Source organism: Corynebacterium sp. LaCa_282, assembly GCF_057198125.1.
The window spans coordinates 2373929-2388751 of record NZ_CP191095.1 but is presented as its reverse complement, the minus strand read 5'-3'; the positions used below and the strand labels follow the sequence as shown (position 1 = coordinate 2388751).

The window sequence follows — 14823 nt, the reverse complement described above, 5'->3', positions numbered from 1 at the left end:
CAATGGGGTTATGGCAAAGCATGTAGGAAATAAAGTTGTTCTCATTGGCGCGGGTGACGTGGGAGTCGCTTACGCCTACGCACTGGTCAACCAGAGCATCGTTGACCACCTGGCCATCATCGACATCGATGAGCGGAAGCTGGAAGGCAATGTCATGGACCTCAACCACGGTGTGGTCTGGTCTCCACAGCGCACCCGCGTCACCAAGGGCACCTACGAAGATTGTGCGGACGCTGACATGGTCGTCATCTGCGCCGGCGCCGCCCAAAAGCCCGGCGAAACCCGTCTTGACCTGGTGGATAAGAACGTCAAGATCATGAACAGCATCGTCGCAGATGTCACCGCCAATGACTTCGACGGAATCTTCCTGGTCGCCTCCAACCCAGTCGATATCCTGACCTATGCGGTATGGAAGGCCTCCGGCTTTGACCACAAGCGGGTCATCGGCTCCGGTACGATTCTGGACTCCGCGCGTTTCCGCTACATGCTGGGTGAATTGGAGGGCGTGGCACCGAAGTCCGTGCACGCCTACATCATTGGTGAGCACGGCGATTCTGAGCTGCCCGCAGTCTCCACCGCGAATGTTGCCGGTGTGCCGCTTTCGCAGAAGCTGGAAAAGGAGCCGGAATACGCCGAGCGCATTGAAAAGATCTTTGAAGAAACCCGCGACGCCGCCTATTCCATTATCGATGCAAAGGGATCGACCTCCTATGGCATCGGCATGGGGCTGGCGCGCATTACCGCCGCGATCATCCAGAACCAGGACGTGGCGCTTCCCGTCTCTGCTTACCTGCAGGGCGAGTACGGCGTGGAGGACCTCTACATCGGCACCGCAGCCATCGTAAACCGCACCGGCATCGTCCGCCCGGTAGAGCTGCAGCTCAACGAGCACGAAAAGGAGCGCTTCGACGCTTCTGCAAAGACGCTCAATGACATCAAAGAAAAGTTCTTTGGCTAGTGCACATCGTCGCGCATAGGGGATACTCCGGAAAATACCCGGAGCTATCCCCCTTAGCTTTTGAAAAGGCCCTGGAGCTTCCCATCCACGGCGTGGAGTGCGACGTGCGGTTAAGCCGCGACGGCAAGGTGGTAGTCCAACACGATCCCACCTTGGAGCGAACGACGGGGCGCGCCGGGCGGGTTTCGGCGATGGACTGGCGGGAGCTGAGTGAGGTCGACATCGGCAAGGGGCAGCGCATGATGCTTCTCGATGACCTCCTGGCCATGCTGGGGGACAAGCCCCACCACCTTTATATTGAAACCAAGCACCCCTCCGGGCAAGGCAGCGCCTTGGAAAAGCGGGTCATGGAACGACTGCGCGCCGCCGGGCTCGATGAGGACCCGCGCATGCACGTTATTTCCTTTTCCCATAAGGCCATCCGGCGCATGAAGATTTTGGCGCCGCACATTGACCGCATTTACCTGCGCCGAGACTGGGAACGCCATTTCAATCGCTCGGATTTCATGTGGTCGCGGCCGAGCGCCCTGGGGGTTTCCCTGCTGCGCGCCAAGATGCAGGCGGCCATTATTGGTGCGCAGGGCTTGCCCACGTATATGTGGACCGTTGATAAGCCGGAGGACATGAAGTGGGCTTGGTCCAATGGCGTGGACATGCTTGCCACCAATCAGCCGGAGGTGGCCCTGCGCGCTATTGAGCTGTAGAAAGCAGGTATCTTGGAGGCATGGCCAAGAAGAAAAAGAAACAAGAAGACCTGCCTGAGGGCATGTCCCGCCGTCAGGCGAAGCTTGCTGCCCGTGCCAAAGAGCGCGCCGCCTTGGAAAAAGACCCGCGCCCCTATAGCGGCCTCGCGGCGGAGGCTTCCCTCGTTGCCATGCAAGAGTTCGTGCCCTCCGCTTTTGCGAAGCTTGACGTGAAGGGCTGCGATAGGAACGTCTACGTCTCTACCGTCCTCCCGGGCGCCACCGCGGCGCTGATCCGCGATGAGGAATTCGGCGGTGATGCTTTTGTGGCACTGCAGGTGCAGTCCCACACCCACAACCCTGGCCGGGATCTGGCCTTCGCCCTGAACTGGGTCAAGAACAACGAGCCAGGTTCTACCTTGGAATCGACCGCGGCCGATGGCTCGCAGCCGGAGCTTAGTGAGCTTATCGATGCCGCAACTACCCTCGACATCGAAGTCCACCAGGACTTCAGTTGGTGGATCCCGGAAGGCGCGCAGGTCACCCCTGAGGTATCGCAGTCCATGCGCGCCGCCAATGACTCGGTTATTGAATCCCACCAGGTGGGCAACGACATTACCGGTACCGCCTTTTGGGCCAATGCCGGCGGCGGCAAAGCGCATGTGCGCTGGGTGCGCCCGAACGACGATGAGGCCGCATTCCTCAACGCCCTGGCGCGAGTCGCCGCGCGCGGCGAGCTGAACTTGGGCGAGGACACCAAGTTCGCCGGCGTATTCCGTACCCACGGACTCATCGCTCCCGTCTTTGACGTGCAGCCCGAGGTTGATTACTCCTCTTATGGGGACAAGCTCGCAGGCGTAGATAAGGCCTTGGAAGAAGAAATCTCCAATGACGCGCAATTGAACGCAGAAGAGCGCAAGCAGTTAGAAAACATCAAGTCCCGCCAGGTGACGTTGCGCTAAACGCACCACAACAAAGCGACCCTTTACCTCGAAAAGACAAGGAGGAAAGGGCCGCTTTCTTCGCAATCTAGCTAGGACGAGTTAAGGCATGAATAAGAAAAACTCAGGGCCGCGGCGCATAGCCTGGGCTTCCGCAGCCGCCAGCGCAATAGTCTTCATGCTTGGCATAATTAGGATGTTCTCCATGGATCCTGTGGAATGGAGAATTCACCCTGAATTCTTCATAGCAACCACACTTGCTGGTTTGTCAATAACGTTTTTCCGATACGAAGATTGAGTTCAGACCTATTTCATGGAGTCCCAGAGCTGTTGGGCGCCTTCATCGTCCCAGAGCACGACATTGCCCACGACGGTGTCCTGGAACCCGCCAATGGGAACGGTTTCCGTATCCACGCCGGAGCCCATTGCAAGTGCTACGCGGGCTAGGTGCCATACGTGGTCGCCATCGCCGACGATGAAAGAGGAAGCGGTGTGGTTAATCAGGGAAATCGACCGGAAGGGGTTAATCAGGGTGGCTGGGGAGGTGATCTTATCTAGCAGCGCCGCGAAGAACTCGCGCTGGCGCTGCACGCGGTCAAGATCGCCCATTGCGGTGGCGCGGGTGCGCACATAACCCAGCGCATCGCTTCCCTCTAGCTTCTGGCAGCCTTCCTGCAGATCGATGCCCGCCAACGGGTCATTGATGGGCTCTGGCACGCAGATATCAACGCCGCCGACGGAATCGACCACATTGGCCAAACCACCCATACCAATTTCGGCATAGTGGTCAATGTGCAGGCCAGTATTGCCCTCCACGGTTTGCGTGAGGAGCTTTGGCCCGCCGTAGGCAAAGGCGGCGTTGATCTTATCCATGCCGAAGCCTGGTACTTCCACGTAGCTATCGCGCGGAATGGAGACCAGCTGGGCTTGGCCGGAGCGCGGGATATGCAGGAGCATGATGGTATCGGTGCGTCCCTCGCCCACATCGCCACCGGTGCCGAGCGCTTGTTGGTCTTCTTCGGATAGGCCCTGGCGGGAATCGGATCCCACCAACAGCCAATTGGTGCCAGAGGTATTGGCCACCTGCTCATCCGGGAGCGCATCCACGCGGGTCAGGCGCGTATCGGCCCACAGCGCGAAGATGAGGCTACAGACCACGACGACGAGGACAAAGATACCGGCGCAGCCAAAGAACCGCTTGACCGGATTGGTCTTTTTCCGGCGGCTGTGCGGCTTAGAGTGGCGGCGGGGCGGTTGCTGCGCTTGTTGTGGCTGGTAGCGCTGTTGCAGCTGCTGCGGCGGCCGTTGCTGTGGTGGTTGCTGCGCGGAACGCTGCTGCTGGGCCCGGTACTGGCTGGGGTAGCGGGTGGGGGTTTCCTGGCGCGGGATGTGCTGCTGCGGCTCGGAACGATTCGTGCGCGGCCGGCGACGGATGGGCCGACCGTAGCGGTCCTTGAGGGGACGGCCATCGGCCCCAAGGACGAACTCACTGGATGAGCTATCGCCAGCGCGGCGCGCCTCCCGATGCGGATCTCGTCCTGATTCAGTCATGCGCTATACCTTACAAGGCGCCGGCCAATTCCCCCGCTTTCCTCGCGAGCACGCCACACTTAAAGTACGGAAAGGCCGAAGGAATAGCCGAGGAAAGCGATCGCATCGATAAGAAAGTGCGCGATGACAAGCGGCCACACGCGGCCGGTGCGGTGATAGTAGTAGCCGTAGATTACGCCCATGATGATATTGCCAAAGCCGGCCGATACCCCCTGGTACAGGTGATATGAACCGCGCAGAATGGAGCTTGCCGCAAGGGTGGCCGGCAGCGTCCAGCGCGCTTGGCGCAGCCTGGTCATTAGCCACATGACCACCACGGTCTCTTCCGCAAAGGCGTTTGCGGCGGCCTTGATGAGGGACACCGGGATTTCTAACCACGCAGTATCGAAGTCACCGGGGATGACCTCTTTGCTCCAGCCAAACTGCACCGCGACGAAATACAAAACTAGGCCCGGGATGCCGATGAGCGCGGCGAGTCCCGCGCCGTGCAACCAATCAGAGGCGCGGTAGGCGGCCGGTTTAATGTGGTCTTGTGCCAGCAGGAAAAGTGCTAGCGCACCATAGGCAAAAAGGACCGCCGCCGAGCACAATTGCAGGCCCAAATCCACCCACGCAAGGCTGGATTGGCTGGAGTTGAGCGTGACGGATTGCTCATTGAGTGGCTGCGGGGCGGCCAGTGAATTGATTAGCCGCAGCACCGCCCTGACCCCGGAGATACCAAAGGTCAGGGTCAGGACGATGAGCAGTTCGGCGCGGAGGTTCTTGGTCATGGGTGCAGGATGTGGGCGAGGCCTAAAAGTTGGGCATCGGAAAGCGTAATGCCTCCCACATGCACGCCGACGGGCGGGTGCGCGGGGATGGCCCAAGGAACGGAAATGGCGGGCAATTGGGCCATATTAAACAGTGAGGCCCAGGGTGACCAGCGCGTTTGGGCGTCGAAATTCTCCGCGTGCGGAAGGGACAGGAAATGCCCCCGCAGCGGGGGATCCGCGGAGAGCATGGGCGTGATAATGGCATCGACCCGCCACTGCTGCGCCAAGAGCTCCGGGAGGTGGCGGACATGGCGCTGCGCGGCGCTTAGCTCGGCGGCGGATACGGTAGCACCTTGCTGGGCCACCCAAGCCGCGTAGCCCTCTGCCTGTGGTAGCCCCGCAAACCGGGAGGTAAAGATCTCGCGGAAGTGCGCAAACGTGGCCGCTGCCTGCGGATACGGCGCAATGGGGACGACCTCGAACCCCGCGGCGCGCAGCCGATCTGCGGCCTCGCGTGCCGCCCGCAGGTGGTGGGCCTCCACCCGGGTCGTGGCAAAAAGCGGCTCCAGCAAGAGCCCAATGCGGGCGCGCGGGGTGATCATGCGGTGGCCGTGCAGGAACGCATTATCGGCCACGGTGCGCGTAATAAACCCCTCCGTGCCGAGGTTGCTGCCCGCAGGCTTAAACCCCACGACCCCGCAGGCCGCCGCGGGAACGCGAATGGAACCGCCGCCATCGCTGGCCTGGGCCGCGCGCACGAGGCCGCGGGCTACTTGGACGGCCGCGCCGCCAGAGGAACCACCTGGGGTGCGGCCTGGATAAAGGGGATTATCGGGGTGGGGAAGATCCACCGGCTCGGTATCGACGCGCAAGCCCAACTCCGGGGTGGAGGACTTGCCAATGAATATCGCGCCCTGCTTTTCCAACTTCGCGATGAACGGCTCGCTGACCGCGGGATAGTAGGTGCGCTTGGCATTGCCCAAGGTGGTGGGCATGCCCGCGACATCGTTGAGATCCTTTGCGGAAAGGATCCACCCGCGCAGCCGGCCGGTGCGGGTGGGGGTGCGCTGCAGATCCAGGTAGGTAAAACCGTGCTCTTGAGGGCCCATGCCCTGCACATCCGCGCGGAGTCGTTCTATGGAAAAGTCCATGGCGCACCAGTCTAGTGGGCTAAGGTGACGGGTATGACTACAACCATCGCTTTCTTAGGCCCCGCCGGTACGTTCACGGAGGCCGCCGTGCACAAATTCGCCGCCGAGTGGGAAGCGCGCGGGGGGACCGTGGAGACCCTGCCGGTGGACTCGCCATCAGCGGCGGTGGCGGCCGTGCGCGCCGGGCAGGCCGATTATGCCTGCGTCGCCATTGAAAATTCCGTGGATGGGGCGGTGACGACGACCTTTGACGCGCTGGTAGAAGGCGATCCCGTACAGATTTACCGCGAGGTAGATATCCCCGTTACCTTCAGCATCATGACAAGGCCGGGAACGAAAGACATCACGCGCCTCAGTACGCACCCGGTGGCCTTCCAACAAATCCGCGGCTGGGTAGCGGAGAACGCGCCGGGCGTGGAATTCGTGCCGGCTAGTTCGAATGCGGCGGCGGCGCAGGCCGTAGCGCGCGGGGAGGTCGACGCGGCGGCGGCGCCAGCGCGGGCGGCTGAAATCTTCGGCCTAGAAACCAAGGCGAGCGGCGTGGCGGACGTGCAGGGCGCGGCCACCCGCTTTGTGTTGGTGGGCCTGCCGGGTCGCCCGACCGCGCGCACCGGCCAGGATCGCACCAGCGTCATTTTTACCCTGCCCAACCAGCCGGGAACCCTGGTGGGGGCCTTACAAGACTTTGCCCACCGCGGGGTGGATCTCTCGCGGATTGAGTCGCGGCCGACTCGCCAGACCTTTGGCACCTACCGCTTCTATGTGGACTTGATTGGGCATATCGATGACCAGCCGGTTGCTGAGGCCCTGCGCGCAGTGTGGTTGCGGGCAGAGGAATTGCGCTTTTTGGGCTCCTGGCCCACCGCTACGCCCGTCGGCCACCCACCGCGGGACCTGGCGGAGGCGGATGCTTGGGTGGCGAGGGCGCGCAGGGGTCAATAATCTGGACGCATGACTGGAAGAATCATCCTGCTGCGCCATGGCCAAACCCATTCCAACGTCTCCCGGCTGCTTGATACCCGGCCGCCGGGCGCGGAGCTTACGGATCTGGGGCGCAACCAGGCCACGGAGGTGGGCCGGGAATTAGCAGGCTTTGTGGGCGAGCGCGAGGTCGACTTCAAGTGCTCGATTGCGCTGCGGGCGCAGCAGACCGCCACCTTGGCGGCGCGCGCCTTTGAACAGGAGCGGAACCTGCCGCGCTTTTCCATTCCCATCGATGTCATCCCGAACGTGCAGGAGATTTTCGCCGGCGATTGGGAGCTCGATGCTAGCGAGGCCGCCCACCGCAGCCACGATACGGCCATGCGCGGCTGGTGCTACGGCGATAGCCAGGCCGCCATGGAAGGTGGCGAGCGGCTCCAGGACGTGCTTTCGCGTTTCCAGCCCGCGTTGGAAGAGATTGCGGCGCAGCTTGCCGATGACCGCGATGTCATCCTCGTCAGCCACGGCGCCGCCATCCGGGTGGTAACCAAGCACGCCACCGGGGCGGACGCGGACTTTGCCTATACCGGTTATATGCCCAATTGCCGCTTTACCGTGATGGAGCCGCGCGGCAAGAAATTTGGCGAGTGGACGCTTACCCGCTGGGCCGATATTGAGCTCTAGCCCCAGCCCAGCTGGTGCAGTTCGTGTTCTTCCATGCCAAAGTAATGGCCTAGCTCGTGGAAGACCGTGACCTTGACCTGCTCGGCCAAGTCTTCTTCTGACGCGGCCCAGCGCTGCAAAGTGCTGCGGTAGATGAAGATGGCATCGGGCAAATACCCGGTGTGGTCGAAGGTGCGCTGGGGCAGGGCGACGCCCTCATAGAGCCCTAGCAAGGTGGGATCATCGGGGTTTTCTTCTTCCACCATGATCACCAGGTTGCGCATCTTGCGCACGAATTCATCGGGCACCTGATCGAGGGCGTCATTGACCATTTCCTCGAAGCGTTCTTCCGATACGGAATACATTTACGGCGCCGGCTTATTATCGCGAATCGGGTTGCGCTCTGGGCGCTCCTCCGGCGGGTTGCCATCGATGGAGAGCGCTTGGCGGCCACCGGTGGCGGCGCCGGTGATGGAGGAAAAGCCGCCATCATCGCGGGCGTGGACGAGCGAGCAGTTTACGGACTTGGTGCCGCCATTCCAGGACTCTTCAGACACGGTGCCCCAGAACGGCTGCAGTGTGGATTGGTAGAGCTGCTCTTCCCCGCCTAGGTAATCCTCAGCGGCGGCGGTGCAGGAATCCGAGAGGAATTTATCCATCTCCTTGCCATCCGGGTAAGCATCGGGGAATTTCTTGCCCAGATCGATAACGGATACCGTCTCTAGCTGGTGTGGTTGTCCGCAGTCCACGACGTGCGGTACCTGCTTATCATCAATGGCCAAGCACTCGCCTGGCTTAGTCAGATTGGCCTGCTCGGAAGCCTCGACATTGCCGGTGGTCAATTGCGGCACGCCGCGATCATCGGTGGTCTGTAGGCCACACAGCAGGGTGCGGTCACCATTATCCCACGCGGATTCCGGCGGCAGGATGGAGGCAATATCGTACTTGCCGTGCGGATCCCACTTGCTGTGCAGGTAGCTCACCGTGGCGGATTCGCAGAGCTCATCGCGCAGCTGGTGCTGGCGGGTGAGCGCGGGCCGCGAGGCATCCGGGCCGAATTCACTGGTGGGGTAGACGCTGAGATCCTCCACGGTGGAAACCTCGAAGCGGTGCTGCTCCGAGCATTCCACCTCCTTGAAGGAAGCGGCAGAGCCATCCTCATTGATATCCCACGTCACGCAGGACCCAGCGGAAGCGGAGGTAAAAGGCTCCACCTTTGCATCGGAGGATCCTGAGCCATCGGCACCGCCCGCAGAGGACTGTTCGGACGCGGCGGTAGTATCGCCCCCGTTAGACCCGTGGTTGCTGACAATGCCGTAGATGCCCATGAAAACGGCCGCCGCGATTGCTGAGATCAAAGCAATCTGGACGGCCACAGCGGAACGCCACGCAGGTGATTTCTTCATAAGGCCCATTATCTTACCCTTTAAGCAGGGTGTTTTCTATATTGAGGTATCCCGGGAAACGCGGGTATTCAGGTGGTACCTATCGGTGCGGTAGACCGAGGAACACCACTCCACGGGCTTATCCCCCGAGCGCGAGCAGCGCACGATGTGCAGCAATGGGGAACCCACGGGGACATCGAGAAGCGGCGCAATCTCCTCATTGGCGGCAATGGCGGAGACGGTCTGGTCCGCGTCCGTGATGGGGACGCCAAACGTCTTATCCAAAATGGAATACACCGAATTATAGGTGTCATTTTCCAGCAGGCTCGGCGCAAAAGCGGAGTTATACCAGCCGTCATCGATGGAATAGGGCTCGCCATCGCCCAAGCGCAGTCGGCGCAAATGAATCTGTTCTTCCGTGGCAGGGGTGCCAAAGAAGTTGGTGGCCGCCTCCGGGGCGCTCGCGCGGCCGCTGTTGAGGATCTTGGAGGAAGCCACCACATCCTGAGCACTCATTTCATCGGAAAAGGAGGCCAGGTGCAGGCGCGATACCAAGGGGTTGGGGGCAACGAAGGTGCCCTTACCGCGCACGCGGCGCAATCTGCCGGCGGCTACGAGATCCCCGATGGCCCGGCGCACCGTAATGCGGGAGACACCGTAGGTCTCCTCCAGGAGCCTCTCACCGGGGAGGATATCACCGGGTTTGAGGGTGGTATTACATAATTCCTCCAGAATATCGTGCAATTGGGCGTGCTTTGGGGTGGGGCCATCGCTGATTTCGCGGGCCGGTAATTCTAGGGAGGACATGATTCCATAATAATTCGCTGGTTATTACCACGGCAAGGCAATGGCAGTGCGTTAGAATCAGTTCCGTGATTGATCTCAAGCTACTCCGTGAAAACCCAGACGTTGTCCGCGCCTCCCAGGTCACCCGTGGGGAAGACCCCTCGCTCGTGGATCAGCTCCTCGCAGCCGATGAGAAGCGCCGCCTTGCCATCCAGAAGGCCGACGAGGTGCGTTCCCAGCAGAAATCCCTGGGCAAGAAGATTGGTCAGGCCTCCCCGGAAGAGCGCCCGGCGTTGCTGGAAGGCGCAGATGAGCTGAAAGCCAAGGTCAAAGAGGCTGAAGAGGCTCGGTCCGCGGCTGAGGCCACGGTGGAAGAGCTGCAGTACAAGATCGATAACGTCGTCGAAGGCGCACCCGCCGGCGGCGAGGATGACTTTGTCCTCGTTGAAGAGGTAGGTGAGATCCCGCACTTCGATTTCGAGCCCAAGGACCACCTTGAACTCGGTGAATCCCTGGGGCTCATTGACGTCAAGCGCGGTGCGAAGGTCGGCGGCGCCCGCTTCTACTACCTCACCGGCGATGGCGCATTCCTGCAGCTGGGCATGCTGATGTTGGCTGCGCAAAAGGCGCGGGAAGCCGGCTTCCAGCTGATGATCCCGCCGGTTCTAGTGCGCCCAGAGATCATGTCCGGCACGGGCTTTTTGGGCCAGCACTCCGATGAGATTTACTACCTGCCAGCCGATGATCGCTACCTCGTGGGCACCTCCGAAGTCGCGCTGGCTGGCTACCACAAGGATGAGATCATCGATCTATCCAATGGTCCCCTGCAGTACGCGGGTTGGTCCTCCTGCTTCCGCCGGGAGGCCGGTTCCCACGGCAAGGACACCCGCGGCATCCTGCGCGTGCACCAATTCGACAAGCTAGAAATGTTTGTCTACTGCAAGCCGGATGACGCCGAGGACATGCACCAAAAGCTCCTCGATATGGAAAAGGAAATGCTGGCTGCGATGGAATTGCCGTACCGCACCATCGATATCGCCGGCGGTGACTTGGGCTCTTCGGCGGCCCGCAAATTCGATAACGAGGCGTGGGTGCCAACCCAAGGCACCTACCGCGAGCTGACCTCCACCTCCAATTGCACCACCTTCCAGGCCCGCCGCCTGTCCACCCGTTACCGCGATGAGAACGGGAAGACGCAGGTGGCCGCCACCTTGAACGGGACCCTGGCCACCACCCGTTGGATCGTGGCGATCTTGGAAAACCACCAGCAAGCCGATGGCTCCGTCGTTGTTCCAGAGGCCCTGCGCCCATTCGTGGGCAAGGATGTCCTCACGCCGCAGTAGCCTGCGGAACAAAGCTAAAGGAGCACCATGAACGCTGCGACGAATTTCTTGTACCGCCAGATCACCCACATCGGGCGCGGCCTCACCTTGGCCCAAGGCCTGCAGATGCGCCTGTCTGGGGAGGAGAATATTCCCGATGACGGCGGTGCCGTCCTTGTGTGCAATCACACCGGGTATATGGATTTTCTGTTCGGCGCGTTCATTGCCTATCGCAAAAAACGGCTGGTGCGCTTTCTAGCCAAGGCCAGCATCTTTAGCACCCCAGGCGTGGGCGCCCTGCTGCGCGCTATGGGGCACGTGCCGGTAGACCGCATCGATGGCAAAGAGTCCTTGCGCAAGGCGGTAGAGCTTGCCGAGGCCGGCGAGCTCGTCGGCGTCTTTTCTGAAGGCACGATTTCCCGCAGCTTTGAAATTCGCAGCATGAAAACCGGCGCCTCCCGCATCGCTTTTGAAGCCGGTGTGCCGGTTGTTCCGCAGGTGATGTTCGGCTCGCAGCGCCTGTGGACAAAGGGCCACAAAAAGAACTTGGGCCGCACCAAGACTCCGGTCTTTATTACCGCGCTCGAGCCGTATTACCCCACCGGGGATCCGGAGGCCGATACCGCAGAAATCCGCCGCCGCATGCAGGAGGCCTTGGAGGGACTCTGGGAGGATTATGAAGCGGAGTTCGGACCCATGCCCGCCGGCGAATATTGGGTGCCCGCGCGCAAGGGCGGTTCCGCCCCGACGCTGGAAGAGGCCGAAGCCCGCGATGCGGAGGTAGAAACGGAGCGGCACCGTGTGCGGCGCTTGCGCGATGACCTGGTAGGACTCAAAGACCGCGTTTCCGTGTCCACCGTGGAACTCGTGCGCAACCACATGGCTTCTGCCAAGGGTGAGGAAGGCCAAGACACACACGAAGGTGATGAGTCGCAGGAAAAGAAGCACATCGCGGCCGATACCTTGGAGTGGGTCAAGACCAACCTCAATGCCGTGGTGGAAGAGGCAACCCGCGGCTTGGATGAGGGCAAGGATAAGGTCGCCGATGTTATGGCCCAGCTGAAGACGGATGTGGCGCAGGCCCAGGCGTCGATTGCCGCAAGCAGCAAGGAGATCTGGGAAGGATCCGTGGTAGAGCAGGGATTGCTCGCCGCAGCGACCCAGTCCCGCCTGATCGTTTCCCGTCTGCCGCACCGGCTCAAGGCCCAGTTTTCTGCCATCCCGCGCGTAGTGGTGGCGCATCAAAGCACGCTGAACTGGGAAGACGATGCCCTGACCCCGCGGCTGAAGGCGGCGCTAGAAAGCATCTACCCGGCGGCGGAGGTGCTCATCGTGGTCTCGTGCGATGCGGATCTCGATGTCCCGCAGGCGGTGTGGCATATCCAGCTTGATGAGCAGGCCGAAAAGCCGCTCTTGGATAAGGAGGCGATGAAGGTTACCTCCGCCACGGCCGCCGCCGGCGTGGACTGCATCCTGGATGATTTGGAAGCCAAGCCGAGCGAGGCATTGGTCTTTGGTAATGAGCCGGGGGATGAGGGGTTTTTGAATCACATCCCGGTCGTTGCCCTGGAGACAGCACCCATCGAAGTGGTCAAGGATGCGCAGGCTGTGACGTATTCCGCCGAGCGCGCGGGTATGTCCGAGGTTTTGGAAGCGATGGCCCGGTTACAAAAAGACTAGGCGCGTGCAAACGTTGGCGTTACCACCCCCGCGAGGGGGTGGTTTTCTTTTTGGTTGGCTAATCAAAGGGCGGGAATTGACTGCTTACGGGGCCGGAAGTTACGTGTGAGAAACCTCTAGTGAATGTTTAAGCGGTGACCTCTACCATAGGAGATAGGAGATATTGGCTCTACTTTTTAGAGCGCAATAGTCGCCATCATGAATCATCCAAAACTTGCTTTTAGCTGTGCTTACGCCATCTCATTCATCGTTTGTCGGAGCAAGCACACATGAGCACCAAGGAAGGAGATGCGGTCTCTAATGACCCAGCAAAGCAATCAATCCTTTAACCCCGAATATTTTGAAAATGTGTGGAATGGCTACGCGGATGAGGACTACGACGTCGTCATCATCGGTGGTGGCTCCGTAGGTGCCGGCGCGGCACTGGATGCGGCAACCCGTGGTTTGAAGACCGCGGTGCTGGAGTCCCGCGACTTCGCCGCTGGTACCTCTTCCCGCTCTTCCAAGATGTTCCATGGTGGCCTGCGCTACCTTGCAATGTTTGACTTCCGCCTCGTGGCAGAGTCGCTGAAGGAGCGCGAGCTCAACATGTCCACGTTGGCTCCCCACCTAGTTAAGCCGCTGAAGTTCATCTTCCCGCTCACCCACCACGTATGGGAGCGCGTCATGATGTTCGGCGGCTTTACCCTTTATGACCTCATGGGCGGTGCAAAGAGCGTGCCGATGCAAAAGCACCTCACCCGCAAGGGTGCCCTCAAGGTCACCCCGGGCCTGAAGGAAGACGCCATCGTCGGCGGTGTGCGCTACTACGACACCCTGGTGGACGATGCCCGCCACACGATGACCGTGCTGCGCAGTGCCGCCGAGTACGGCGCCGATGTGCGCACCAATACCGAGGTCATCGGCTTTGACAAGGACCGCGGCGGCCGCGTCGTTGGCGCTAAGGTCCGCGATACCGCCACCGGCCGCGAGACCACCGTGCGCGGTAAGGTCTTCATCAACGCCACCGGCGTCTGGAACGACAAGATCCAGGAGCTGGCCGGCGTGGAAGGCAAGTTCACCGTTCACGCTTCCAAGGGTGTGCACATCGTCGTGCCAAAGGATGCCCTGGATGCAGAAGCAGCCCTGTGCTTCGTGACCGAAAAGTCCGTCCTCTTCGTCATCCCATGGGGTGACTACTGGATCATCGGTACCACCGATACCGACTGGGAGAAGGGCCTATCCCTTCCGGATCCCGCCCCTACAAAGGCGGATATTGACTACATCCTGGATGAGGTCAACCAGCGCGTGCGCCGCCAGATCACCCGTGATGACATCGTCGGTGTTTACTCCGGCCTGCGCCCGCTGCTGTCCGGCAAGTCCGATTCCACCACCAACCTGTCCCGTAACCACGCCGTGGCTCGCGTGGCCCCGGGTATGGTCTCCGTTGCCGGTGGTAAGTACACCACCTACCGCGTCATCGGTAAGGATGCCGTTGACCTAGCCGTGGAAGAACTCGGCGGCAAGGTGCCAGAGTCCATCACCGAGCACACCCCGATCCTGGGCGCTGCCGGCTACCACGCGCTGGCCAACCAGATTCCTACCTTGGCCCGCCGCTACAACCTGAGCGAGGACTTCATCGAGCACCTGCTCGGCCGCTACGGTTCGCTTTTGGGCGAGGTTCTGGCTCCTGCGCAGGACGATGAGTCCCTGCTCGAGCCCGTTCCCGGTGCTGAAACCTACCTCTGGGCTGAGGTGCGCTACGCCGTCACCCACGAGGGCGCGCTGCACTTGGACGATATCTTGACCCGTCGCCTCCGCGTCGCCATCGAGTTTGGTGACCGTGGCGTCAACGCAGCTCCTGCCGTGGCAGACTTCGTTGCTCCGCTGCTGGATTGGAGCGAGGAAGACAAGCAGCTCGAGGTGGATACCTTCACCAAGCACACCGAGGCAGAGCTGGCCGCTGAGGCAGCTGTGACCGACCGCGAAGCTAACGACATTCTGGTCCGCGCTGGCTCCGCTCGTCCGACCGAGACTCAAGGATAAGGGGA

The 14823-nt window shown here is 61.2% G+C and carries 14 protein-coding genes; 8 read left to right on the top strand and 6 right to left on the bottom strand.

The annotated features are described in order from the left end of the window. The first annotated feature begins 10 nt into the window (after window positions 1–10). The 3 genes from ACP8KU_RS11205 to ACP8KU_RS11195 are packed head-to-tail and all read left to right on the top strand — an operon-like array spanning window position 11 to window position 2603. Window positions 11–958, top strand: a complete 948-nt coding sequence (locus ACP8KU_RS11205; RefSeq protein WP_005279691.1) for an L-lactate dehydrogenase — start codon at window positions 11–13, stop codon at window positions 956–958. Next, the gene (locus ACP8KU_RS11200; RefSeq protein WP_005279693.1) at window positions 958–1662 is read left to right on the top strand and encodes a glycerophosphodiester phosphodiesterase family protein; all 705 of its coding nucleotides are present in this window, start codon (window positions 958–960) and stop codon (window positions 1660–1662) included. The genes ACP8KU_RS11205 and ACP8KU_RS11200 overlap by 1 nt, the downstream gene beginning before the upstream one ends. A 20-nt stretch (window positions 1663–1682) precedes the next feature. Further along, window positions 1683–2603: a DUF5926 family protein gene (locus ACP8KU_RS11195; RefSeq protein ID WP_284902413.1), complete on the top strand. Its 921-nt coding sequence runs from the start codon at window positions 1683–1685 to the stop codon at window positions 2601–2603. Window positions 2604–2888: 285 nt separating this feature from the next. Here ACP8KU_RS11195 and ACP8KU_RS11190 read toward each other — a convergent pair whose 3' ends face one another. The 3 genes from ACP8KU_RS11190 to ACP8KU_RS11180 are packed head-to-tail and all read right to left on the bottom strand — an operon-like array spanning window position 2889 to window position 6036. Continuing rightward, the gene (locus tag ACP8KU_RS11190) at window positions 2889–4133 is read right to left on the bottom strand and encodes an LCP family protein (protein WP_484483764.1); all 1245 of its coding nucleotides are present in this window, start codon (window positions 4131–4133) and stop codon (window positions 2889–2891) included. A 59-nt stretch (window positions 4134–4192) separates the two neighbouring features. Beyond that, complete coding sequence (locus ACP8KU_RS11185; protein ID WP_302526660.1) at window positions 4193–4903, bottom strand: CPBP family intramembrane glutamic endopeptidase; 711 nt, start codon at window positions 4901–4903, stop codon at window positions 4193–4195. Then, window positions 4900–6036 carry an amidase gene (locus ACP8KU_RS11180; RefSeq protein ID WP_484483763.1) on the bottom strand — a complete coding sequence of 379 codons (1137 nt, stop codon included), beginning with the start codon at window positions 6034–6036 and terminating at the stop codon, window positions 4900–4902. Before ACP8KU_RS11180 ends, ACP8KU_RS11185 begins: the two co-directional genes overlap by 4 nt. 33 nt (window positions 6037–6069) lie before the next feature. Here ACP8KU_RS11180 and pheA point away from each other — a divergent pair, with 33 nt between their 5' ends. After that, window positions 6070–6978, top strand: coding sequence for a prephenate dehydratase (gene pheA, locus ACP8KU_RS11175; protein ID WP_484483762.1), 909 nt, complete (start codon window positions 6070–6072; stop codon window positions 6976–6978). A gap of 9 nt (window positions 6979–6987) precedes the next feature. Then, window positions 6988–7641 carry a histidine phosphatase family protein gene (locus ACP8KU_RS11170; protein ID WP_023018151.1) on the top strand — a complete coding sequence of 218 codons (654 nt, stop codon included), beginning with the start codon at window positions 6988–6990 and terminating at the stop codon, window positions 7639–7641. Here ACP8KU_RS11170 and ACP8KU_RS11165 read toward each other — a convergent pair. Genes ACP8KU_RS11165 through ACP8KU_RS11155 form a run of 3 tightly spaced genes read right to left on the bottom strand, consistent with a single transcriptional unit; the run spans window position 7638 to window position 9812 of the window. Beyond that, a complete protein-coding gene (locus ACP8KU_RS11165; protein ID WP_005279702.1) occupies window positions 7638–7985 on the bottom strand; it encodes a metallopeptidase family protein in 348 nt (115 codons plus the stop codon). The genes ACP8KU_RS11170 and ACP8KU_RS11165 overlap by 4 nt on opposite strands. Further along, window positions 7986–9035: a septum formation family protein gene (locus tag ACP8KU_RS11160; RefSeq protein WP_023018150.1), complete on the bottom strand. Its 1050-nt coding sequence runs from the start codon at window positions 9033–9035 to the stop codon at window positions 7986–7988. Window positions 9036–9062: 27 nt separating this feature from the next. Next, on the bottom strand, window positions 9063–9812 hold the full coding sequence (locus ACP8KU_RS11155) for a GntR family transcriptional regulator (RefSeq protein ID WP_023018149.1): 750 nt from the start codon (window positions 9810–9812) through the stop codon (window positions 9063–9065). Window positions 9813–9877: 65 nt separating this feature from the next. Between ACP8KU_RS11155 and serS the strand changes: the two genes are divergently transcribed. From serS to ACP8KU_RS11140, 3 genes are all read left to right on the top strand, one after another. Next, window positions 9878–11134, top strand: coding sequence for a serine--tRNA ligase (serS, locus tag ACP8KU_RS11150; protein WP_023018148.1), 1257 nt, complete (start codon window positions 9878–9880; stop codon window positions 11132–11134). Between the two features lie 27 nt (window positions 11135–11161). Next, window positions 11162–12793, top strand: a complete 1632-nt coding sequence (locus ACP8KU_RS11145) for a lysophospholipid acyltransferase family protein (protein WP_284610689.1) — start codon at window positions 11162–11164, stop codon at window positions 12791–12793. A 300-nt stretch (window positions 12794–13093) separates the two neighbouring features. Next, a complete protein-coding gene (locus ACP8KU_RS11140) occupies window positions 13094–14818 on the top strand; it encodes a glycerol-3-phosphate dehydrogenase/oxidase (RefSeq protein WP_034667312.1) in 1725 nt (574 codons plus the stop codon). Window positions 14819–14823: the final 5 nt, after the last annotated feature.